The sequence below is a fragment of the Sphingomonas zeicaulis genome, assembly GCF_050433225.1.
GTDB classification, from domain to species: Bacteria; Pseudomonadota; Alphaproteobacteria; order Sphingomonadales; family Sphingomonadaceae; genus Sphingomonas_D; species Sphingomonas_D zeicaulis.
Genome location: NZ_JBNPXQ010000002.1, coordinates 416210 through 436795, shown reverse-complemented (window position 1 = coordinate 436795; position 20586 = coordinate 416210). Strand labels below are relative to the sequence as shown.

The following is a 20586-nucleotide window of genomic DNA, read 5'->3' as shown; positions in this document are numbered from 1 at the left end:
GTTGTCGCACCGTTGACGCTGGCTAGATCGCCGCACCCAATTTGGCACGCGCGACGATGGTCGTAATTCACGGAACCGTGGGCATGCCTATGATGGCGAAACGAATTCATCGCGATGCTTGGCTCAGGACATCGCTCGTCTGCGAGGACGCACTCTTGTCATCACCCGCCGGTCAGATCGATGCACATCCATTTGCCGTCATCGTCATGGGCGTCAGCGGTTGCGGGAAATCGACGCTCGGCGCGTTGCTCGCCGAAGCGCTGAACTGCCCGTTCCTCGAAGGCGACAGCTTCCATTCCGACGACGCCGTCGAAAAGATGCGCGGCGGCCGCGCGCTGACCGACGAGGATCGCTGGCCCTGGCTCGACCGGCTGGGCACCGCCGCGGCCGATGCGGTGGCGACGCATGGCGTCGTCGTCACCGCCTGCTCCGCACTTCGCAAGGCGTATCGGGACAGGTTGCGCGAAGCGGTCGGCGATCCAGTGCGCTTCATCCTGCTCGACAACAGCCGCGACCAGATCCTCACCCGCCTCGCCAACCGGCCGGGGCATTATATGCCGCCCAGCCTGCTCGACAGCCAACTGGCCACGCTCGAGCGACCGCTGGCGGAGGAAAAGGTGCTGATCCTGGAAACGAGCGCGGAGCCGGATGCGCTGCGAGACGCGGCACTGGAATGGCTGCGGGGGTAGCCTACGGCATCAATCGCCGACGGCCTTCCCACAAATGCCAGCGCATCGCGAGCGCGGCACCTTCGGGGTCCTGCGCGCGAATGGCGTCGACGATCACCTCATGCTCCCCCAGCATCGTCGCGATCACCTCGGGCGGGCGGGAACGGGAGATATCGACGCCGGCGCGCATGATCTTCTCGATGTCCATTTGCAGCGCATCGAACACCAGCAGGAAGGCCGGGTTGCCGGTGGCCTTGGCGATGCGGCGGTGCAACTCCATGTCCTCGGCATGCGCTGGCGCGCTGGAGAGCAGGGCGGCGCGCAACAGCGCAAGCCCCTCCTCGACATCGGCCATTTCGGCGGGCGTGCGGCGGGTGGCGGCGAGGCGTGCCGCCTCCGCCTCCAGCACGAAGCGCACCTCATAGCTGCCCAGGCTGGCGGGTAGCTCGGCGAGCGACATGAAGGCCGCGAGCCTGTCTGACGGCCGGCTCTTCACGAAGGATCCGGCGCCGCGCCGCGCCTCGGTGATGCCGTCCGCGGCGAGGCGGACCAGCGCCTCGCGGACGATCGCACGCGAGACGCCGAACATCTCCGCCAACCCCGCTTCGGACGGCAGCCGCGCGCCAACCTCCAACGCCTCGGCCTTGATGATCTCGACGATGCCCGCATAGACTTGATCGGAAAGCCGCGCCTGGCTCATCGCGCTTCCTCTCCCATCGCCGGCCTCATCGCCTTCCCATGTTAGAAGATGCTGCTCGCCACAAGCACCAACAGCAGACCGACCACCGCGACGACGGTTTCCATGACCGACCAGGTCTTGAAGGTGCCGGGCATGTCGGTACCGAGATAGGATTTCACCAGCCAGAAGCCGGGATCGTTGACGTGGGAGAAGAACAAGGATCCAGCGCCGATCGCCAGCACCATCCATTCGGGCGCGACGCCGGAGGTGGCGACCAGCCCCTGCATCACGCCCGCAGTGGTGATCGTCGCCACCGTCGCGGATCCCGTCGCCAGCCGGATGCACACCGATACGCCCCAGGCAAGCAGCAAAGGTGAGATCGCACCGCCCGCCGCCACCCGAACCAACATGTCCGAAAGGCCGGCGGACACCAGCACCTGCTTGAGCGCGCCGCCAGCGCCGATCGCGAGCAATATGCCGCCCGCAGGCACCATCGCCTCCGTCCAGATCGCGTTCTGGATCTCGCGATCGGCGATCCGGCGGCCGAACAGCAGCGGCAGCGCCGCGAGCACCGCGATCAACAACGCGATGACGGGATCGCTGACCCAGCGCAGCCATTGGAAATAGAGGGCCACGTCAGCCGGTAGCATCGCCACGGCCTGACCAGCGGCGATCAGCACCACCGGCAGTAACACCGCGGTGAGCGCGCGGCCGACCGAGGGCGTCGCGACCTCCACCTTCGCCGGCTCCAGCAAGGGCGGGCTTAGCTTGACGCCTGGGGCAGTAAAGCGCGCGAGCAGCGGCCCGGCGATGATCGCGGTCGGGATGCCGACGATGAGGCCGTAGAACAAGGTCAGCCCCAGGCTCGCACCAAGCGCATCGACCGCAAGCAGCGGCCCCGGATGCGGCGGCACCAGCGCGTGGACCACCGAGAGGCCGGCGAGCGCCGGCAGCATCAGCCGCAGCTTGGCGGCATCGTCATTCTGGCCGCTGGGCAGCGCCGCCGCGGCGGACGCGACGATCGGCAGCAGCAGCACCAGCCCGGTTTCGAAGAACAGCGGCAGGCCGATCAGCAGGGCGGTGAACAGACTGGCCCAGGGCGCGCCGCGGACGCCGGAGAGGCGCAGCGCCGAGCGGGCGAGGCCGCCTGCGCCATCCGAAAGCTGCAGCATCGCGCCGAGGCCGAGGCCCAGCGCCACGACCAGCCCGGTGCCACCCAGAATCGCGCCCGCGCCTTTCTCCACCGCATCGGCGGTCTCCGTCATCGGGACGCCGGCGAGCACGCCGACGGTGAAGGCGCCGCACAGCAGCCCCACGAACGGATGGAGGCGCACCCGGATGATGAGGAAGATCGAAAGCGCGATACCCGCGATGGCCGCCAGGACCAGCCGATAGTCCTCCGCCGTCATTGCGCGATTGATCCGCCGGCGGATCCGCAGGGGATCGTGGCGTCATAATGTGCCGGACGGCGCAGCGCAGCCTTCATCCTCATCCTCTCCATGGGGGATGCCGCACCGGTTCGAGCGCGCTCCATCCCCCGATCTGTTGGACATGTTATCGCTGGCGCACCCGCATGCACGCTCAAAATGGTCTATCTTGCGCGACGGCCCATCAATCTGTCAGACTAATTCACCCTGAATCCAGCAGGCGCGATTCAGCCGCGGTAGCGCAGCGCATCCACCAGCAGTGCGAAGGCGGCGGAGGGCTGGCGCCGGCTGGGATAATAGAGGTGATAGCCGGCGAACGGCGGGCACCAGTCCTCAAGTACGCATTCCAGTCGCCCATCCGCCACCTGCGCTGCGACATGATCCTCCATGACGAAGCCAAGCCCCGCCCCCGCTTCCGCGGCGCGCGCGATCATGTCCACATCGTTGAACGCCAATTGCCCATCCACCCGGACGCGCAATTCGCGTCCTCCCTTCTCCAATTCCCACACATAAAAGCCGCCGGCAGTGTTGAGGCGCAGGTTGATGCAGTTGTGCCGGCCGAGATCCTGCGGAACCAGCGGCTTGGGATGCGTCGCGAAATAGGAAGGCGCCCCCACGATCACCATGCGGAGGTCCGGCCCCACTCGCACTGCGATCATGTCCTTGGCCAGCGCTTCGCCCAGCCGCACGCCGGCATCGAACCTGTCACTGACGATGTCGGCGAGGCTGGAATCGATGCTCAGTTCGATATGGATATCGGGATAGTCGGGCAGCAACCGCTCAATCACCGGCCACAGCACGGTGTTGGCGGCGTGTCGCGACGTCGTGATCCGGATCGTTCCGGACGGCTTGTCCCGGAAATCGCTGAGTGTGTTGAGCTGCGCATCGATGCTCTTGATCGCCGGCACCAGCGTGGTCAGCAGCCTCTCGCCCGCCTCGGTCGGCGCGACGCTGCGCGTCGTGCGGGTCAGCAGGCGGACACCCAGCCGCGCCGCCAACCGCCGCATCATATGGCTTAGCGTCGATTGCGACGTGCCGAGCTTCGCGGCCGCGCGTGTGAAGCTCCTTTCCTCGGCCACCGCCATGAAGGCAGCAAGATCGGTAAGGTCTTCGCGTCGCATTGATGAATCATAGGCATCACCGCATGAAGCAGCCAGCGGCTAATCGCGCGCTCCACCAACGGCTAAGGAAGCCCGCCCCTCGACAGGATCCGACCGACCATGAAGCCCTATGTCATTTGCCACATGCTCGGCTCGATCGACGGCCGCCTGCACCCCAGCCGCTTCACCGCCAGCTTCGATGGCGACAAGCGGAACTGGTCTGCCGCCTATGAAGCCTTGCATGACGCGCTGGCCGGCGACGCATGGATGGTCGGCCGCATCACCATGGCGGAAATGAGCAAGGCCGAAGCACATCCGCCCGCCGAAGTCGGCGCGGTTACCCGCCCGGTGCATGTCGCGCGGCAGGCGCGCAGCCATGCGGTCGCGCTCGATCCGTCAGGCAAGCTGCACTTCGCGGGCGACGCGGTCGGCGGCGACCATGTCATCGTCCTGCTGGGGCATGACGTGACCGACAGCCATCTCGCCGAACTGGCGGCCGACGGCGTTTCCTACATCGTCGCCGACAACGAGACGATGGATCTCGCCGCAATGCTCGCCACCCTGGGCGCGCGTTTCGGCATCCGCCGGCTGATGCTGGAGGGTGGCGGCACGATCAACGGCAGCCTGATTGCCGCAGGTCTGGTCGACGAACTGAGCGTGCTCATTGCCCCGGCTCTCGACGGCGACCGGCATGGCGACGGCATCGTGATGCACGATGGCAGCCTTACCGGCACTGTGCGGATCGGGCTGCTGGGCGCCAGCACATTGGCCGATGGCCTCGTCCATTTGCGCTACCGGGTAGAGCCGGCAACGCCGTCTGCGGTCAATTGATGAGTTTCATTCATGACGGCATGCAACCACGAACATGTATTCGCGTTGCCGTCCTGCGTTTAGGATAAAAGCGCCACAGCCTGGCCGGCGAGATCGCGAAACGCGGCCGCCGGCCCAAGCCAAAAGACAAAGGACTTTCCATGCCAGGTCCAGCCGGTTTCGAAATCTCGCGCCGCGGCGTTCTCGCCGCGGGCACAGCCTCGGTCGCACTCAGCGCGACGCCAGCCGAAAGCCAGGCGCCGGCCGCGCACGCCGCTGCCGCTGCACCGCCCAAGATGCAGGTCGCCATGACCGTGAACGGTCAGCGCCGCGAATTGACGCTCGACACGCGCACGACCCTGCTCGACGCGCTGCGCGAGCATCTCAAGCTCACCGGCACCAAGAAGGGCTGCGATCACGGCCAGTGCGGCGCCTGCACGGTGATCGTCAACGGCGCGCGGATCAATTCTTGCCTCAGCCTCGCGCTCCAGCACCAGGGAGACGAGGTGATGACGATCGAGGGTCTCGGCACGCCCGAGAAGCTCCATCCGATGCAGGCGGCCTTCATCAAGCATGACGGCTACCAGTGCGGCTATTGCACGCCTGGCCAGATCTGCTCTGCGGTCGCGGTGCTCGACGAGATCCGCGCGGGCGTGCCCAGCCATGTGCAGGACGATCTGATGACGAAGCCGGGCTTCACCAACATCGAGATGCGCGAGCGGATGAGCGGCAATATCTGCCGCTGCGGCGCCTATTCCAACATTGCCGAGGCGATGGCCGAGGTTGCGGGAGAGCCGGCATGAAATCCTTCACCTACGAACGGGCCACCTCACCCGCGCAGGCCGCGGCGGCGGTTGCCGGCAAGCCCGGCGCAAAATTCCTCGCCGGCGGCACCAACCTGCTCGACCTGATGAAGCTGGAGATCGAGACGCCGACGCATCTCGTCGATGTGCAGGATCTGAAGCTCGACCGGATCGAAAAGACCAAGGAAGGCGGGCTGCGCATCGGCGCGCTGGTCACCAACACTGCGCTTGCCAGCGACGATCGCGTGCGGCGCGACTATGGCGTGCTGACCCGCGCGATCGTGGCCGGCGCCTCCGGCCAGTTGCGCAACAAGGCGACGACCGCGGGCAACCTGCTCCAGCGCACCCGCTGCCCCTATTTCTACGACACCAATCAGGCCTGCAACAAGCGCAAACCCGGTTCGGGATGCGCCGCGATCGGCGGCTTTTCCCGCCAGCTGGGGGTGATCGGCACGTCCGACGCGTGCATCGCCACCTATCCCGGCGACATGGCGGTCGGACTGCGCGTGCTTGATGCGACTGTCGAGACCGTGAAGCCCGATGGCGAGACCCGCGCGATCCCCATCGCAGACTTCCATCGCCTGCCGGGCGAGGCGCCGCAGCGCGACACGGTGCTGGAAAATGGCGAGCTGATCACCGCGGTCACCCTGCCCAAGCCGATCGGCGGCACCCATTTCTACCACAAGGTGCGCGACCGCGCGTCCTATGCCTTCGCGCTCGTTTCGGTCGCGTCGGTGATTCAGAAGGACGGCAAGGGCCGCATCGCCGTCGGCGGCGTCGCGCCGCGCCCTTGGCGGGTCGAAGCCGCCGAGGCGGAACTGTCGAAGGGAGCCGCCGCCGTGAACGCGCGCCTGTTCGCGGGCGCCCGCCCCACCGAGGAAAACCGGTTCAAGATCAAACTGGCGGAGCGAACGCTCGCCTCGCTGATCGCCGAGGCGAGGAGCTGATCGCCATGGAATTCAACGCACCCGCAGGCACCAACCTGTTCGACCAGTCGAAGATCGTCGGCAAATCCACGCCGCGCATCGATGGCCCGCTCAAGACCACCGGCACCGCGCCTTATGCCTATGAGCGGTACGACGTGGTACCCAACCAGGCCTATGGCTATGTCGTCGGCGCGGCGATCGCCAAAGGCCGCATCGTCTCGATGGATACGTCGGCAGCGCGCGCGGCCCCCGGCGTGATTGCGATCGTCACGGCGCCGGAGACCAAACCGGTCGGCAAGGGCATGGGGAACAACGCGCCCTTGTTCGGCGGCAGCGAGGTCGCCCATTATCATCAGGCGGTCGCCTGCGTCGTCGCCGAGACGTTCGAGCAGGCCCGCACCGCCGCCGGCCTGATCCGCACGCAATATCAGCGTGCGGAGGGCAGCTTCGACCTTGCCGGTGCCGCGCCCAGCGCGCCGCTTGCCAAAGGTCAGAACGGCAAGCCGGATCAATCCAAGGTCGGTGATTTCGACAAGGCGTTCGAAGCGGCCCCGGTCAAGATCGACGCGCGCTACACCACGCCCGACGAGAGCCATGCGATGATGGAGCCGCACGCGACCATCGCCGCGTGGGAAGGCGAGAAGCTGACCCTTTGGACATCCAACCAGATGATCGCTTGGGGCAAGCAGAGCATGGGTAAGATCCTGGGGATCGACCCCGCCAATGTCCGGCTCGATTCACCCTATGTGGGCGGCGGCTTCGGCGGAAAACTGTTCATCCGCGCCGATGCGGTGCTGGCGGCGCTGGCCGCGAAGGCGGCCGGGCGGCCGGTCAAGATCGCGTTGCAGCGGCCGCTGATGGCCAACAACACCTCGCATCGCCACGCCACCATCCAGCGGGTTCGGATCGGTGCCGGGCGCGACGGCCGGATCACGGCGATCGCGCATGAGAACTGGTCGGGCAACCTCAATGGCGAGGATGGCGAGAACGGCACCGCGCAAACGCCGTCGCTTTATGCCGGCGCCAACCGGATGACCGCCAATTACATCGCCACGCTCGACCTGCCCGAGGGCAATGCAATGCGCGCGCCCGGCGAGGCCCCGGGGCATCTGGCGCTCGAGGTCGCGATCGACGAGCTCGCGGAAGCGGTCGGCATGGATCCGATCGAGCTGCGCATCCTCAACGAGCCCAAGCCCGAAACCGTTCCCGGCGCGCCGGACCAGCGCTTTTCGGACCGCAACCTCGTACGCTGCCTGCGCGAGGGCGCTGAGCGGTTCGGCTGGTCGAAGCGCAACGCCAAGCCCGGACAAATGCGCGAAGGGCGCTGGCTGATCGGCATGGGTGTCGCCGCCGGCTATCGCGGTGCCCCCACCGGCACGTCGGGCGCACGCATCAAACTGGAAGCCGATGGACGGATCATCGTCGAAACCGACATGACCGATATCGGCACCGGCACCTACACGATCGTCGCGCAGACCGCGGCGGAAACGATGGGCGTGCCGCTCGAGAAGGTCAGCGTCGTGCTGGGCGATTCGGACTTCCCCGTCTCCGCCGGCTCGGGCGGTCAATGGGGTGCCGCGAGTTCGACGGCGGGCACTTATGCCGCCTGCGTGGCACTGCGCCGCGCGATCGGCCAGAAGCTTGGGTTCGACGGCGACGCCGCGACCTTCGCCGACGGCCAGATCACCGCTGGCGGCCGCACCCGCCCGCTGACAGACGCCGGTGCGCTTTCCGCGGAAGACTCGATCAAGTTCGGCAACTTCAAGCGCGGCTATGATATCGGCACCTATGCCGGCCATTTCTGCGAGGTCGCAGTCGACGCCTATACCGGCGAGACCCGGATCCGCCGGATGCTGGCGGTGTGCGATGCCGGGCGGGTGCTCAATCCGTTGTCGGCACGCAGCCAGGTGGTGGGCGCGATGGTGATGTCCGCCGGCGCGGCGCTGATGGAGGAGTTGGCGGTCGACAAGCGTTTCGGCTTCTTCGTCAACCATGACCTCGCTGGCTACGAGGTGCCGGTACACGCCGATATTCCACATCAGGAGTGCGTGTTCCTCGACACGCTTGATCCGGTAATCTCGCCGATGAAGGCGAAGGGCGTGGGCGAACTGGGCATCTGCGGCCCGGGCGCCGCGGTCGCCAATGCGATCTACAACGCCACCGGCATCCGCGTGAGGGACTATCCGCTGACCCTCGACAAATATCTCGACAAGCTGCCCAAGATCGCCTGATCGGGAGAACCCGCATGGATCCCAAGACCACAGCGCTGGTGCTGATCGAATATCAGAATGATTTCGTGACGCCGGGCGGCGCCCAGCATGACGCCGTGAAGGATGTCATGCAGTCCAACGACATGCTCGCCAACAGCGTCGCTCTGCTGGAGGGCGCGCGCGAGGCAGGCATCACCGTCCTCCACGTGCCGATCGCCTTTGCCGAAGGCTATCCCGAGATCGCGCCGGAGCCCTATGGCATATTAGCCGGCGTCGTCGGAGCGAAGGCGTTCCGCAAGGGAAGCTGGGGCGCGGAGATCGCCGCGCCGATGGCTCCACTGAAGGACGAGATCATCGTAGAGGGCAAGCGCGGGCTCGATTGCTTCGCCAGCACCAACATCGACTTCATCCTGCGCCAGCATGGCATCGCCAATGTTGCGATCGCCGGCTTCCTCACCAATTGCTGCGTCGAATCGACGATGCGCTCGGCCTATGAGCGCGGCTTCCGGGTGGTGACGCTGACCGATTGCTGCGCGACGATCGGCGAGGAAGAACAGAAGGTAGCGATCACCAAGGACTTCCCGATGTTCTCGCTGCCGATGACGCAGGAGGAGTTTCTCGGGGGTGTGGCGGGGTAGGCCGGAGCCCCGAATAGAATATGGGGCGGACCGGCACCACACCTCCGATCGCTCGGCCTCCTGCGCAGCAGCCGCGCCGGGCACGATCGTCTCGACGATTTCCAGGCGCTCGGCCGCCGGCGCGGTCGAGGCGCAGAAGATTAGGGCGAGGGCCGAAAGGCTCGTTTGCAACAGGGTCATCAAGCTGGCTCCTGGCTTATTCGACTTCGATCAGGCTGACCGACTTGGACGGCACCTGCACCTCGACGCGCCCCTGCGAGAGCCGCGCCGGCAGCGCCGCCGGCACGAACGGATCGGTGCCGTCGAAGGTGATGCGCGTGTCGATGCGATCGGCGGTCAGCACCTTGGCCGTAGCGCGCTTCCACGTGCCGCCGTCGAGCTTGATGCCGACCTTGCTCGCCCGCGCCGGATCGAGGTTGACGATGGTCAAATGCAGCTTGCCGGCCTTGTCCTTCGAAGCGGAGACGCTGAGGCCGGGCAGGCGCACGGCGCCTTCCACATAATCCTCGCTGCGCACCGTCGCAGGCAGCAAGGTGGCGCCTTGATGGACCTTATACAGGTCGAAGACGTGGTAGGTCGGCGTCACCACCATCTTCTCACCCTTGGTCAGGATCAGCGATTGGATGACGTTCACCATCTGCGCGACATTGGCCATGCGCACGCGATCGGCGTGGCGATTGAAGATGTTGAGGCTGTGCCCGGCGATCACAGCGTCGCGTAGCGTGCTTTCGAGATAGAGCTGCGAGGGCGCATCCTTCTCGCTGGCGAACCACGCGCCCCATTCGTCGACGGCGAGCGCGATCTCCTTCTTCGGATCGTAGCGGTCCATGATCGCGGAATGGCGGGTGATGAGGTCGTCGGTCAGCGTCGCGCGCTGCAGCGCGCTGGCCCATTCGGCGCGACCGAAGCCGACGTTGCGGCCCTTATTATGCCAGTCATTGCCGGCGAAGGTGTAAAAGTGGAGCGAAAGGCCCCACATCAAGGGCCGATCGACGATCAGGCTGAGCGGCGTGGGGTTGGGCCGCCACTTCACCGCTCGCGCCATCATCGTCTCGGTCCAGGCATAATCGTCGGTATCGGCACCGACCGCGATCAGCTTCGCGCGCTCGCCGGAATAATTGCGCAGGAAGGCGGCATAATGCCGGAACGAGGCCGCATAGGTTTCCGCGGTCATGTTGCCGCCGCAGCCCCAGGTCTCGTTGCCGACGCCGACGAAGGGCACGTTCCAGGGTTCGGCATGGCCGTTCGCGGCGCGCTCCTTGCCCGGCGCGCTGTCTGCCGGCGCAGTCATGTAGCGCATCCAGTCATCCGCCTCGCGCACGCTGCCGCTGCCGACGTTGACCGAGACGAACGGGGTGCCGCCGACCTGCCCCATGAAGTCCATGAATTCGTGCGTGCCGAAGGCGTTGGTCTCCGGCGTCTTGTTCCATGCCGCGTTGATGCCTTGCGGGCGCTGGGCGGCAGGGCCGATGCCGTCACGCCAGTGATAGCCGTCGGCGAAGCAGCCGCCCGGCCAGCGGATCGCCGGCACCTGGATCTTGCGCAGCGCCTCGACCACGTCGGTGCGGATGCCGCGAACGTTGGGGATCGGCGAATTCGGCCCCACCCAGATGCCTTCATAGACGCCGCGGCCGAGATGCTCGACGAACTGGCCATAGATGTTGGGATCGATCGTCGCCCCGACCTTCTGGGTCTCGACCTCGATCTCGGCATTGGCGACGGTCTGCGCGACCGCGGTGAAGGGCAGTGCCGCAAGCATCAAGCCGGCAAGTGCCAGCACCTTGCGGCCCACACTTGTTCCAGAAGTCACAACCCCTCCTTGATATGTCAGACTATATCCTTGCCGCCGGCATCCAGCGTCCGTCAAAGCGGCAGACCAATGGCAATTAAATGCCATCGACAGACCGTAAACATACCGCTTCGATGACGATCTGAGCAAGGCGTGCCAAAACAATTAGTCTGACAATAAACTTGCCCCTATTGCCTCTCCGCGTCACGGCACTCCTACAGACCAAGACTGATCCGGAGAGCCTGATGCGCCTCAAAGCCGCCGCCCTGTTTCTCGCCTGCACCTTGCCGGCCGCGTCTAGCGCCGAGGCGCGTTGGGATACGCCGGGCGCGCTCAACCCGATCCTGCCGGGCTATTTCGCCGACCCCTCAATCGTGCACGACGGCAGGCGCTGGTACATCTTCGCGACGATCGATCCGTGGGGCGGCGAGAAGCTCAGCCTCTGGCAGTCCGAAGACGGGCGCAACTGGCGCTTCTCCACGCCGGACTGGCCGACGAAGACGGCCGCCGCCAGCCCGACCTCGTCCAAGGCGATGGTCTGGGCGCCGTCGGTGGTGAAGGCGCATGGCGCGTGGTGGATGTTCGTGTCGGTCGGCAGCGAGGTGTGGGTGGGCACCGCGCCCAGCCCAGGCGGTCCGTGGCGCGAGGCCAATGGCGGCAAGCCGTTGATCCCGGCGGCGATGTTTCCCGACTATCACATGATCGATGCCGAGGCGTTCGTAGACGATGATGGCCAAGCCTATCTCGCCTGGGGATCGGGCATCAACTGGAAGAACGGCCATTGCTTCGTGGTTAAGCTGAAGCCGGACATGGTGAGCTTCGACGGCGAACCGCGGGACGTGACCCCGACCAATTATTTCGAGGCGCCCTTCCTGTTCAAGGCGAACAGGCGCTATTTCCTGACCTATAGTGACGGCAACACCACCACCGACACCTACAAGGTGCGCTATGCGGTGGGCAGCAGCCCGATGGGGCCGTTCACCGAGGCGCCCAACAGCCCTATCCTGACCACCAATGCGGACCGCACCGTAATCAGCCCCGGCCATCATGCGATCTTCCGGTCGCAGGGCCGCCCCTACATCCTCTACCATCGCCAGGCCCTTCCCTTCCCGCGTCCGGGCAAGGATGTGCTACGCCAGACCGTCGTCGACCAACTGGTGGTGAAGGGGGACCGCATCGAGCGCGTCACGCCGACGCATGGCGGCCCTGTCGCCGGTTTCGCCCGGCAGCGGACGCAAGGATTGAAGCTGCGGATTGCGGGCGCGGGCGCTGCCGCAGCGGACGACAATTATGCCACCCTGTGGCGCCCCGCCGCGGGTGACTCCCCGACCCTCGTCGCCGATCTCGGCAAGGTCCGCCGCGTGACGCGCAGCCGCCTGCGCCCGGAATTTGCCGACCGCGACTACAGCTTTACGGTCGAAGCCTCCGACGACGGGCGGACATGGCGGCCGATCACGCAGCAGACCACGGCACACGGATCGCCGCTGATCGTCGATCACCCAGCGTCCGCGCGCTATGTGCGGCTCAGCTTCACCGGCCCCGCCGCGCTATGGGAATGGGCGATCGACTGACCGCTCAGGCGAAGACCTGCTTGGCGAGCAGCACATCCACCTTCTGGACATGCGCCGGGCGGACGAGCAGGTCGTTCATCCGCTCGACATCGCGAAAGATATCCCCGCCGCCGCCCGCGACATGCGCATCGCGACCGGCGATGTCCGGGAAAGCCTCGAAGATGGCGAACAGCGTCTCGGAGTGGCGGACGGCGTACCACGGGCCGGTGGCGGGCTCGCCCTCGACGCAGGCGCGGATATCGCCGAGCATCTGCGCGACCGCGTCGCCGCGGCCGGGGCGGGCTTCGATGAGGATATAGAAGGCTTTGGGGCCGTCGGCGCCATCCTCGCCGGTCATGATGACGCCGGGATGTGGGGTGGTCATGGGGTCTCTCCCTTTTTAGCCCCTCCCCTTCTGGGGAGGGGCGTTCTGGGTCACGCCAGTTTCGCCAGCACGACATCAGCCAGCGGAGCGCTGGAGGCCGGGTTCTGGCCGCTCAGCAGATTCCCGTCCTCGACCACATGGGCGTCCCAGTTCGGCCCCTTCTCATAGCGTGCGCCCGATGAGCGCAGCGTCTCCGCCAGCAGCCAGGGCGCGTTGTCGGCGGTGCCGAGGTCAACCTCCTCCTCATCGCTGAACGCAGTCATCCGGCGGCCGGCGAACAGCCACTGGCCATTCTCGTCCTTCGCTGCGAGCAGCGCGGCTTGGCCATGGCATACCGGCGCAATGATCTGGCCGGCGCGGTCAGCCGCGATCAGGATGCGGCCCATGTCGGCGTCCTTGTAGAGATCCTCCACCGGACCATGGCCGCCCGGGATCACGATCGCGTCATAGTCGGCGGGGTCGACCGCGGCGAGCACCAGCGGGTGCGCCAGACGATCGGCAATGGCATCAAGATAGGCGCTGAAGTGGGTGACCTCGGCCTGGCCGACGACCGCGGGGTTCATGCTGTGCGGGTCGATCTTCGGCTGGATGCCGCCCGGCGTCGCGATGTCGACCATGTGGCCGGCGGCAACGAACTTCTCGTCCATCACCACGAATTCCTCGGCCCACGCGCCGCTCTCATATTTGGAGCCGTCGGCGCGCGTCCAAAATTCAGCGGCCGAGAGGACGATCAGGATCTTGCTCATGTCACGTCTCTTTGCAGGTTGGGATCGGTAGCCGCCCTTCCCGGCGGCCCCACCGATATCGCCTGCGAGCGGCGCGCCGTGTTGCCCGAGGCTCGGCGATCATTGCCTGATCCTCCGGAAGCGGTTTACGTGCAGCACCGGCACGCCTTATCTTCCGAGACATGACAGACGCACTGCTCACCGCGATTCGTCGCTATACCGAGGCCAATGCCGATGCCGCCGGCATCGCGCGCGCGCCGATCCCAGGCATGACCCTGGTGCGCGCCGCCCGTGTGGGCGAGCTGCAATATGCGATCCAGCGGCCTTTGATCTGCCTTGTCGTGCAGGGCACCAAGCAGGTGACGATGGGCAGTTCCAGCCTGGCCTTCCATGGTGGCGATTCGATGCTGATCACCGCGGACGTGCCGACGATCAGCCAGATCAGCCGGGCCACGCCGATGGCACCCTATCTGTCGTTCGCGCTCTATCTCGATCCGGTGCTGATCGCCGACCTCTCCGCCGAGATGAAGGCGGTCCCGATCGAGGCGGGCGCGGCGTTGCGCCTGCAGCCGACCGACGCCGAGGTGGCCGATACCGCGCTCAGGTTGGTGCGCTTGCTCGATCGTCCCGCCTCGATCCCGATGCTTCAGGCGCAACTCGTGCGCGAGATGCATTATTGGTTGCTCGCCGGACGCCACGGCGCCGCGATCCGCCATCTCGGCTTTCCCGACAGCCATGCCCAGCGCATCGCGCGCGCCGTGGACGTGATCCGCAGCGACTATGCCTCGACTCTGCCGGTCGAGCGGCTCGCTGCGGTTGCGGGGATGAGCCCGTCGACCTTCCACCTCCACTTCCGCAACGTCACCTCGCTGTCGCCGCTGCAGTTCCAGAAGCAGTTGCGGCTGATCGAGGCGCGCCGACTGATGCTGGCGGAGGGCGCGACACCGGGGAATGCCGCCTACGCGGTCGGCTATGAAAGCGTGCCGCAGTTCACCCGCGAATATCGCCGGCTGTTCGGACTGCCGCCGGTGCGTGAGACGGAAGAGGCAAAGCGGCGCACCCTGGCGGCCGCCTGATCGTCACGCCATGCGTGCGTGGAAAAGCTGGCCGCGCTCGACGACCAGCACGACCGCCAGCGCGCCCAATCCGATCGCGAGATAGCCGAAAGCGAAGGGATAGGTCGTGCCGTCGAACGCCTGCCCGATCACCGACGCGACCAGCACCGCGACGAGGCTGGTGATGAAGCCCTGCACCGAGGATGCGGTACCGGCGATGTGCCCCACCGGTTCCATCGCCATCGCGCCGAAATTGGGGCCGCACAGGCCAACGCAGGTCATGCTCAGCGCCTGGATCGCGAGATAGGTCCACAACGTCTCCAGCCCCGCCAGGTTGATCGCGACATGGATCAGCGAGAGCAGGATCAGCAGCAGCAGGCCGGTCTGCGAAATCATCCGCGTGCCGAGTTTTTCCACCAGCCGGCTGTTGGCGAACGCCGCCCAGCCCATCGCGAAGGCGCAGACGCCGAACAGGATGGCGAAATGGCTGCCCTGCTGGAACACGTCCGTGAAGATCTGCTGCGAGGCGGAGACATAGGCGATGATCGCGCCGAAGGTCAGCCCGCCGGCCAGCGAATAGCCCAGCGAATAGCGGTTGGTGAGCGTCTGGCGATAGGCGTCGGTCAGCGAGGCCACCGAGATCGGCCGACGATGTTCAGCATGCAGCGTCTCGGGCAGGCGCGTCAGCACCCAGGCGAAGACGAGCGCGGCGAAGGTACCCAGCGCATAGAAGATGAACCGCCACGGCCCGAATTCCATCAGCACCTGGCCGATGCTGGGCGCGAGGATCGGTACGAGGAAGAAGATCATCTGCGCCAGCGACGAAGTGCGCGCCATCTTGCGGCCCGAATAGCTGTCCCGAATGATCGCGACCGACAGCACGCGCGACGAGGCCGACATCAGCCCCTGCAACAACCGCGCGGCGAGCATCGTGCCGAAGGTGGGTGCCGCCGCGGACAAGATGCAGGCGCCGACGAACCCGGCGAGCGTCACCAGCAGCACCGGCTTGCGCCCGAGCCGATCCGAGAGCGGTCCATAGACAAGCTGGCCCAGGCCGAAGCCCAGCACATAGATGGTGACGATCCACTGCCGGTGGTTCGCGCTGGCGATGCCGAGCTCATGCCCGATTTCCGGCAGCGCCGGCAGCATCAGATCCACGCCCAGCGCATTGACCGCCATGATCGCGGCGACGAGTGCCACGAATTCGCGGGCAGGCATGCCGGGATGAGGGGTGACGGGGGTACTCATGCGAGGTCGCCTATCGCCTATGCGCCATAACTGCCAGCATCTTGCCACCCAAAATGGCGGGAACATCGCTTCCGGCGGAACACGCCCCGCCTATCATCGCTGGCACGAAGCGGGGAGATGTGAATGGTTTTTCGCTCGCTGAGCACCGCACTCGCGCATGGGCGTGGCACTGATGGCGATGCGCATACCCGGATGGTCACCACATTTATTGCTAACGCCTCGCAATTCCTCTGCTGGCCGGTCACAGGCGGCGCGAGGGGATTGAGCATGCGCGGCGCGGCGGTTGCCGGCGATGATATCGGGCAGATCTATGCGGCGCACGCCCCTGGCTGCGGCGCTGGCCGCAGCGGCGCACCCACTTCGGCAGTCGCGCGGCGGATGCTGATCGCGGCGGCGGCCGAATGGTCGGTAACGCTCCACACCAACAAGGGACTCGCCGGCGGCACGCCCGAAGCCATCGCCGCAGCCCGCGCCACCGCGATAAACCCCGCCGCGGCGGACGCCATCGCGCTGCTGATCTGCGCCGCCGACACCAAGCCCGCCTGGCACGGCATCCCCGACCACGAGCCGGACGTCACGACCGGTCGCCGCGAAGCGGAACGCGTCACCCGGGCGATGGCGCCGATCCGGCGGCTGGTGCCCGACGCCGGATCCTATGTGTCCGAATCCGACTATTTCGAGCGTGACTGGCAGCGATCTCATTGGGGATCCAATTATGCGCGGCTGCTTGCGGAGAAGCGGCGTTACGATCCGAAAGACTATTTGGGGCGCATAATACGGTGGGCAGCGGCTGAGCGACCGCCTGCCCGTTCGGGAAACGGGATGAAACGTGGTGCCGCCATGGGCTGACAAGGCTTTGGTCTCTCTGGCATAAAGATAGCGCGGGGCGTCGTCCGGATCGGGCGCGGCTGGCGGGGGTAACAGGGGAGGCAGTTGAGCAATCCCGCGCGCTCCCTGTGGCAGCGCGCGAGTCGAGGCGGAGTGGCGGATGACCGATGTTGCGATCGCACTGAACCGGTTCGGACTGGGTGCACGCCCTTCCGATGCCCCGCCTGCCGATGCCCGCGCCTTCCTGCTCGACCAGTTCGATCGTTATCGCCCGCGCGCGCCGGCCATCGCCGCAGTGCCGCCGCGCTCCGAGGTGGCGGGCCGGCTGGCGGATTTCCTCGCCGAACGGCGCGAAATGAACGAGGCGGCGCGCAAGGCGCAGCGTGCCGCAGCGGGCGACGCCGCCAAAGCCGGGGTCGCGCTACCTGTGAAACGCGCGATGCCCCCCGCCGGCGCCAAGGCGGCGGTTCGCGATGCACGGCTCGACATGCGTGCCGATCATCTCGCGATGGTCGCGGCGCGCACCGACCAGGCGCTGGCTGCCGAAGCGCCATTCGTCGAGCGGCTCGTCCATTTCTGGGCGAACCATTTCGCGATCTCGGTCGACAAATTCGCGGTGATCGGCCTCGGCGGGCTGATGGAGTTCGAAGCGATCCGCCCGCACGTGCTGGGGCGCTTCGGCGACATGCTGACCGCGGTGGAGAGCCATCCGGCGATGCTGCTCTATCTCGATCAGGCGCAGTCGATCGGGCCGGACAGTGTGGTGGGGGCCCGTATCGGCGCGCGCGGCAAGCGCAACGCCGGCCTTAACGAGAATCTTGCACGCGAAATCCTGGAATTGCACACGCTGGGGGTGCGCACCGGCTATGATCAGGCCGACGTCACCGAATTCGCCCGCGCGCTGACCGGGCGCACGGTGCCCCGGCTTGCCCGCGTGCCGGGCACCGACCGGCTGGGGCTGGAGAGCCGCCCTGCCGGGGAAACCCTGTTCGTGCCGGAGATCCATGAACCCGGTCCACGGCGCATCATGGGCAAGGCCTATGCGCAGGACGGTGCCGCACAGGCCGATGCGGTGCTCGCCGACCTCGCCGTGCATCCCGCGACCGCGCGCCACATCGCCACCAAGCTCGCCCGCCATTTTGCCGGAGATGACCCGCCGCCGCCGCTGGTCGGTCGCCTCGAGCGCGCCTTCCTGACCAGCGGCGGCGACTTGCCCACCGTCTATCGCACGCTGGTCGAGGCGCCGGAGGCATGGGCGCCGGCCCCCGTCCGCTTCAAGACGCCGTGGGACTGGTATGTTTCCGCGTTGCGCGCGGCGGGCACGCGCGAGGCGGCGGGGCAGGCGACGGTGGGGCTGCTCACCCAGCTTGGCCAGCCGGTGTGGCGGCCGGGATCGCCGGCAGGCTATGACGACATCGACGCAAGCTGGCTCGGGCCCGACGCGCTGTCGCGCCGCGTCGCGGTGGCGGAACGGCTGGCGGGACGCACCCCGCCGGCGTTCGACGCACGGACATTGGCGCCGAAATTGATGCCCGGGCCGATCCGCGCCGCCACCCGCGACGCGATCGCCCGCGCAGAAGGGCCCGCACAGGCTTTCGCTCTGATGCTGGTCTCGCCCGAATTCCTGAGGAGATGAGATGAGCATGATCACCCGGCGCACGCTGATCGCCGCGGGAGCCACGGGCGGGCTCGGCTATGCGCTGCTGCCCGGCTTCAGCGTCGCCGCGGCGGCGACCGACCAACGCTTCCTCTTCATCATCATGCGCGGCGCGGCCGACGGCCTTTCGATCGTCGCTCCCACTGGCGATCCCGATTTCGCGGCGGCGCGCGGGGGCGGTAACACCGATCCGACGGGCGGCGCGCGCCTCGATTCGATGTTCACCTTGCACCCCTCGCTGGTCGAGACGGGCAAGCTCTACCAGGCGAACGAGGCGCTGTTCGTTCATGCCGTCGCCTCGCCCTATCGTGACCGTTCGCATTTTGACGGCCAGAACGTGCTCGAGACCGGCGGCGAATCCCCCTATTTGCTGAAGGATGGCTGGCTCAACCGCATGCTCGCGCTGCTGCCCGCCGACGATTCGCGCGCGTTGGCGATCGCACCGGCGGTGCCGATGGCGCTGCGTGGGGCGCGGCCGGTGGAAACCTATGCGGCGGGGCCGCAGCCGCGGGTGACAGATGATCTCCTGGCGCGGGTCGGCCGGATGTATCAGGGCGATGCCGAGCTGGACGAGGTGTGGGCGCGCGCGCAATCGACGCGCGCGCTCGCCGGTGACCTCGGCACCGATGCCGGGCGCAACGCGGTGGCGCTGGGCGCGCTCGCCGGCAAGCTGCTCGGCGCCGAAACAGGGCCGCGAATCGCAATGATCGAAACCGGCGGCTGGGACACGCATGTCTCGCAGCGCTCGCGACTCGAAGGGCAGCTCAAGGGTCTCGACGGCATGATCGCCGCGCTGCGCACCGGACTCGGCCCGGCGTGGCGGCGGACGACGGTTGTGGTGGCCACCGAGTTCGGCCGCACTGTCGCGATCAACGGCACCGGTGGCACCGATCATGGCACCGCATCGGTCGCGATGCTGCTGGGTGGCGCGGTGAAGGGCGGCCGGGTGATCGCCGACTGGCCGGGCCTCAAGCCCGCCGCGCTCCATGAGGGTCGCGACCTGAAGCCGACAGAATCGCTGCACGGCGTGATCGCCGGCGCGGTGGCGGGCCATTTTGGGCTGGAACCCAAGCGGGTCGTCGCCGGGCTGTTCCCGGGATCGCCCGCGCGCGCGACGGAGGGGCTGGCGCGGGCGTGATACGCGAACGGCCCGCCAGCCTGTGCCGAAGCACGTGCTGGCGGGCCGTACGATAGACCCCGCCGTCAGGCAGCGGCGTGCGCGCGGCTTAGCGCGAAGCGACTTCCTCGGTGGTCGCGTCGGCGACGCGGAAGGAAACCGGCATGCCGCCCGAAACACCCGAGACGCGGCCGTTGTTGACGGTCAGCGAGAAGCGCTTTCCGTCCGGATAGCGGCGGCCATTGATCATGGTGCGCTCGCCCTTGGTCGAGACGGTGTAGACATAGGTCATGCCGTCGCGCTCAAACGACTTGGACGGAGCGGCGGGCTCGGCCGAAGCAACGGTAGCGAGCAGAGCTGCGGCAGCGGCGGAAACGATGACGTACGACATTCTCATGGATCAAACTCCCTATGGAATGCCGATCAGGACTCTCGAATAATTTTCTGGTCTGTGTTGAGGCGCTTTTGCTGCGGCGCAGCTTCGCTCTCAAGCGCAAATTGCAACCGGTTGAGTGCATGAAATGCAATCGGTCGCCATCGATCGCTGCAACGCGCCGTTTCGGCTGACGCAAATGCAAAAAGCCCCCAGCGAAACGCCGAGGGCTTTTGATCGATCCGGCTTTCTGCCGGCGGCAAATCGCCGCCGAAGCCGTTCGGATCAGCTATTCTGTGCGGAAACCGGCTCGCTGCGCTTCGCAGGCGCGGCTTCGGGCTTGCTGGGAACGGTGGCGGCAAGAACGACGGCGGCCGCACCGGCAGCGACGACATAAGACATGCGCATGGACGTTTCCTCCAACCAGAGACCCACGTTCAGGCCCTCTCCGGCTTCTTATCGCGGTGAGGCATGCTGCGATGCAGCGGAGTTTGCAAGCGCAAAACGGCTAAGCCGGCATGCAGAATGTTAAATCGTTCGCGTTTCGCGATGGGCGGTGCAGCACGACACCCTCTCCGATCCGGAGGAAAATCCCCGC

Annotated in this window: 20 protein-coding genes; 11 read left to right on the top strand and 9 right to left on the bottom strand. The window is 66.8% G+C overall.

Annotation, left to right across the window (positions count from 1 at the left end):
* Positions 1 to 155: 155 nt before the first annotated feature.
* Entirely contained in the window at positions 156 to 689 is a 534-nt protein-coding gene (locus FHS96_RS11170; protein ID WP_429590859.1) for a gluconokinase, read from the top strand.
* A gap of 1 nt (position 690) precedes the next feature.
* Here FHS96_RS11170 and FHS96_RS11165 read toward each other — a convergent pair whose 3' ends face one another.
* From FHS96_RS11165 to FHS96_RS11155, 3 genes are all read right to left on the bottom strand, one after another.
* Positions 691 to 1368 (bottom strand): FadR/GntR family transcriptional regulator, encoded by a 678-nt coding sequence (locus FHS96_RS11165; protein ID WP_429590856.1) that lies wholly within the window; start codon positions 1366 to 1368, stop codon positions 691 to 693.
* A gap of 41 nt (positions 1369 to 1409) precedes the next feature.
* Positions 1410 to 2756, bottom strand: a complete 1347-nt coding sequence (locus tag FHS96_RS11160) for a GntP family permease (protein ID WP_429590853.1) — start codon at positions 2754 to 2756, stop codon at positions 1410 to 1412.
* Between the two features lie 245 nt (positions 2757 to 3001).
* The gene (locus tag FHS96_RS11155; RefSeq protein WP_429590851.1) at positions 3002 to 3895 is read right to left on the bottom strand and encodes a LysR family transcriptional regulator; all 894 of its coding nucleotides are present in this window, start codon (positions 3893 to 3895) and stop codon (positions 3002 to 3004) included.
* A 99-nt stretch (positions 3896 to 3994) separates the two neighbouring features.
* Between FHS96_RS11155 and FHS96_RS11150 the strand changes: the two genes are divergently transcribed.
* The 5 genes from FHS96_RS11150 (at position 3995) to FHS96_RS11130 (ending at position 9261) form a co-directional block, all read left to right on the top strand.
* Positions 3995 to 4705 (top strand): dihydrofolate reductase family protein, encoded by a 711-nt coding sequence (locus tag FHS96_RS11150; protein ID WP_429590848.1) that lies wholly within the window; start codon positions 3995 to 3997, stop codon positions 4703 to 4705.
* A gap of 140 nt (positions 4706 to 4845) precedes the next feature.
* Positions 4846 to 5487: an aldehyde dehydrogenase iron-sulfur subunit PaoA gene (paoA, locus tag FHS96_RS11145; protein ID WP_429590846.1), complete on the top strand. Its 642-nt coding sequence runs from the start codon at positions 4846 to 4848 to the stop codon at positions 5485 to 5487.
* Positions 5484 to 6434 carry an FAD binding domain-containing protein gene (locus tag FHS96_RS11140; protein WP_429590844.1) on the top strand — a complete coding sequence of 317 codons (951 nt, stop codon included), beginning with the start codon at positions 5484 to 5486 and terminating at the stop codon, positions 6432 to 6434. Before paoA ends, FHS96_RS11140 begins: the two co-directional genes overlap by 4 nt.
* A gap of 5 nt (positions 6435 to 6439) precedes the next feature.
* Positions 6440 to 8644: an aldehyde oxidoreductase molybdenum-binding subunit PaoC gene (paoC, locus tag FHS96_RS11135; RefSeq protein ID WP_429590841.1), complete on the top strand. Its 2205-nt coding sequence runs from the start codon at positions 6440 to 6442 to the stop codon at positions 8642 to 8644.
* A gap of 14 nt (positions 8645 to 8658) precedes the next feature.
* The gene (locus FHS96_RS11130) at positions 8659 to 9261 is read left to right on the top strand and encodes a cysteine hydrolase family protein (protein ID WP_429590838.1); all 603 of its coding nucleotides are present in this window, start codon (positions 8659 to 8661) and stop codon (positions 9259 to 9261) included.
* A 196-nt stretch (positions 9262 to 9457) separates the two neighbouring features.
* Here FHS96_RS11130 and FHS96_RS11125 read toward each other — a convergent pair whose 3' ends face one another.
* Complete coding sequence (locus FHS96_RS11125) at positions 9458 to 11071, bottom strand: alpha-N-arabinofuranosidase (RefSeq protein WP_429590835.1); 1614 nt, start codon at positions 11069 to 11071, stop codon at positions 9458 to 9460.
* A 224-nt stretch (positions 11072 to 11295) separates the two neighbouring features.
* Between FHS96_RS11125 and FHS96_RS11120 the strand changes: the two genes are divergently transcribed.
* Positions 11296 to 12621, top strand: coding sequence for a family 43 glycosylhydrolase (locus FHS96_RS11120; RefSeq protein WP_429590832.1), 1326 nt, complete (start codon positions 11296 to 11298; stop codon positions 12619 to 12621).
* 4 nt (positions 12622 to 12625) lie between these two features.
* Here FHS96_RS11120 and FHS96_RS11115 read toward each other — a convergent pair whose 3' ends face one another.
* Entirely contained in the window at positions 12626 to 12985 is a 360-nt protein-coding gene (locus FHS96_RS11115) for a putative quinol monooxygenase (RefSeq protein ID WP_429590830.1), read from the bottom strand.
* A gap of 50 nt (positions 12986 to 13035) precedes the next feature.
* Positions 13036 to 13731, bottom strand: a complete 696-nt coding sequence (locus tag FHS96_RS11110) for a type 1 glutamine amidotransferase domain-containing protein (protein WP_429590827.1) — start codon at positions 13729 to 13731, stop codon at positions 13036 to 13038.
* Positions 13732 to 13892: 161 nt separating this feature from the next.
* Between FHS96_RS11110 and FHS96_RS11105 the strand changes: the two genes are divergently transcribed.
* Complete coding sequence (locus tag FHS96_RS11105) at positions 13893 to 14786, top strand: AraC family transcriptional regulator (protein ID WP_429590824.1); 894 nt, start codon at positions 13893 to 13895, stop codon at positions 14784 to 14786.
* A 3-nt stretch (positions 14787 to 14789) separates the two neighbouring features.
* On the opposite strand, the gene FHS96_RS11100 is transcribed toward FHS96_RS11105, so the two are convergent.
* Positions 14790 to 16013 carry a multidrug effflux MFS transporter gene (locus FHS96_RS11100; RefSeq protein ID WP_429590822.1) on the bottom strand — a complete coding sequence of 408 codons (1224 nt, stop codon included), beginning with the start codon at positions 16011 to 16013 and terminating at the stop codon, positions 14790 to 14792.
* Between the two features lie 267 nt (positions 16014 to 16280).
* Between FHS96_RS11100 and FHS96_RS11095 the strand changes: the two genes are divergently transcribed.
* The 3 genes from FHS96_RS11095 to FHS96_RS11085 all read left to right on the top strand — a co-directional run bounded on the left by FHS96_RS11095 (position 16281) and on the right by FHS96_RS11085 (position 19636).
* Positions 16281 to 16862 (top strand): BBE domain-containing protein, encoded by a 582-nt coding sequence (locus tag FHS96_RS11095; protein WP_429590819.1) that lies wholly within the window; start codon positions 16281 to 16283, stop codon positions 16860 to 16862.
* Between the two features lie 139 nt (positions 16863 to 17001).
* Positions 17002 to 18477 (top strand): DUF1800 domain-containing protein, encoded by a 1476-nt coding sequence (locus FHS96_RS11090; protein WP_429590816.1) that lies wholly within the window; start codon positions 17002 to 17004, stop codon positions 18475 to 18477.
* 7 nt (positions 18478 to 18484) lie between these two features.
* Positions 18485 to 19636 carry a DUF1501 domain-containing protein gene (locus tag FHS96_RS11085; RefSeq protein WP_429591768.1) on the top strand — a complete coding sequence of 384 codons (1152 nt, stop codon included), beginning with the start codon at positions 18485 to 18487 and terminating at the stop codon, positions 19634 to 19636.
* Between the two features lie 88 nt (positions 19637 to 19724).
* Here FHS96_RS11085 and FHS96_RS11080 read toward each other — a convergent pair whose 3' ends face one another.
* Positions 19725 to 20012, bottom strand: a complete 288-nt coding sequence (locus tag FHS96_RS11080) for a hypothetical protein (RefSeq protein WP_429590813.1) — start codon at positions 20010 to 20012, stop codon at positions 19725 to 19727.
* A 261-nt stretch (positions 20013 to 20273) separates the two neighbouring features.
* A complete protein-coding gene (locus FHS96_RS11075; RefSeq protein WP_429590810.1) occupies positions 20274 to 20396 on the bottom strand; it encodes a hypothetical protein in 123 nt (40 codons plus the stop codon).
* Between the last annotated feature and the right edge of the window lie 190 nt (positions 20397 to 20586).

What these genes read in the sequence shown, in the direction of transcription:
- FHS96_RS11140 (WP_429590844.1), top strand. Translation starts at nt 5,484, where the DNA reads ATGAAATCCTTCACCTACGAACGGGCCACCTCACCCGCGCAGGCCGCG.
- FHS96_RS11120 (WP_429590832.1), top strand. Translation starts at nt 11,296, where the DNA reads ATGCGCCTCAAAGCCGCCGCCCTGTTTCTCGCCTGCACCTTGCCGGCC.
- FHS96_RS11115 (WP_429590830.1), bottom strand. Translation starts at nt 12,985, where the DNA reads ATGACCACCCCACATCCCGGCGTCATCATGACCGGCGAGGATGGCGCC.
- FHS96_RS11165 (WP_429590856.1), bottom strand. Translation starts at nt 1,368, where the DNA reads ATGAGCCAGGCGCGGCTTTCCGATCAAGTCTATGCGGGCATCGTCGAG.
- FHS96_RS11075 (WP_429590810.1), bottom strand. Translation starts at nt 20,396, where the DNA reads ATGCGCATGTCTTATGTCGTCGCTGCCGGTGCGGCCGCCGTCGTTCTT.
- FHS96_RS11105 (WP_429590824.1), top strand. Translation starts at nt 13,893, where the DNA reads ATGACAGACGCACTGCTCACCGCGATTCGTCGCTATACCGAGGCCAAT.
- FHS96_RS11155 (WP_429590851.1), bottom strand. Translation starts at nt 3,895, where the DNA reads ATGCGACGCGAAGACCTTACCGATCTTGCTGCCTTCATGGCGGTGGCC.
- FHS96_RS11110 (WP_429590827.1), bottom strand. Translation starts at nt 13,731, where the DNA reads ATGAGCAAGATCCTGATCGTCCTCTCGGCCGCTGAATTTTGGACGCGC.
- paoC (WP_429590841.1), top strand. Translation starts at nt 6,440, where the DNA reads ATGGAATTCAACGCACCCGCAGGCACCAACCTGTTCGACCAGTCGAAG.
- FHS96_RS11095 (WP_429590819.1), top strand. Translation starts at nt 16,281, where the DNA reads ATGCGCGGCGCGGCGGTTGCCGGCGATGATATCGGGCAGATCTATGCG.
- FHS96_RS11080 (WP_429590813.1), bottom strand. Translation starts at nt 20,012, where the DNA reads ATGAGAATGTCGTACGTCATCGTTTCCGCCGCTGCCGCAGCTCTGCTC.
- FHS96_RS11090 (WP_429590816.1), top strand. Translation starts at nt 17,002, where the DNA reads ATGACCGATGTTGCGATCGCACTGAACCGGTTCGGACTGGGTGCACGC.
- FHS96_RS11130 (WP_429590838.1), top strand. Translation starts at nt 8,659, where the DNA reads ATGGATCCCAAGACCACAGCGCTGGTGCTGATCGAATATCAGAATGAT.
- FHS96_RS11160 (WP_429590853.1), bottom strand. Translation starts at nt 2,756, where the DNA reads ATGACGGCGGAGGACTATCGGCTGGTCCTGGCGGCCATCGCGGGTATC.
- FHS96_RS11100 (WP_429590822.1), bottom strand. Translation starts at nt 16,013, where the DNA reads ATGAGTACCCCCGTCACCCCTCATCCCGGCATGCCTGCCCGCGAATTC.
- paoA (WP_429590846.1), top strand. Translation starts at nt 4,846, where the DNA reads ATGCCAGGTCCAGCCGGTTTCGAAATCTCGCGCCGCGGCGTTCTCGCC.
- FHS96_RS11085 (WP_429591768.1), top strand. Translation starts at nt 18,485, where the DNA reads ATGATCACCCGGCGCACGCTGATCGCCGCGGGAGCCACGGGCGGGCTC.
- FHS96_RS11150 (WP_429590848.1), top strand. Translation starts at nt 3,995, where the DNA reads ATGAAGCCCTATGTCATTTGCCACATGCTCGGCTCGATCGACGGCCGC.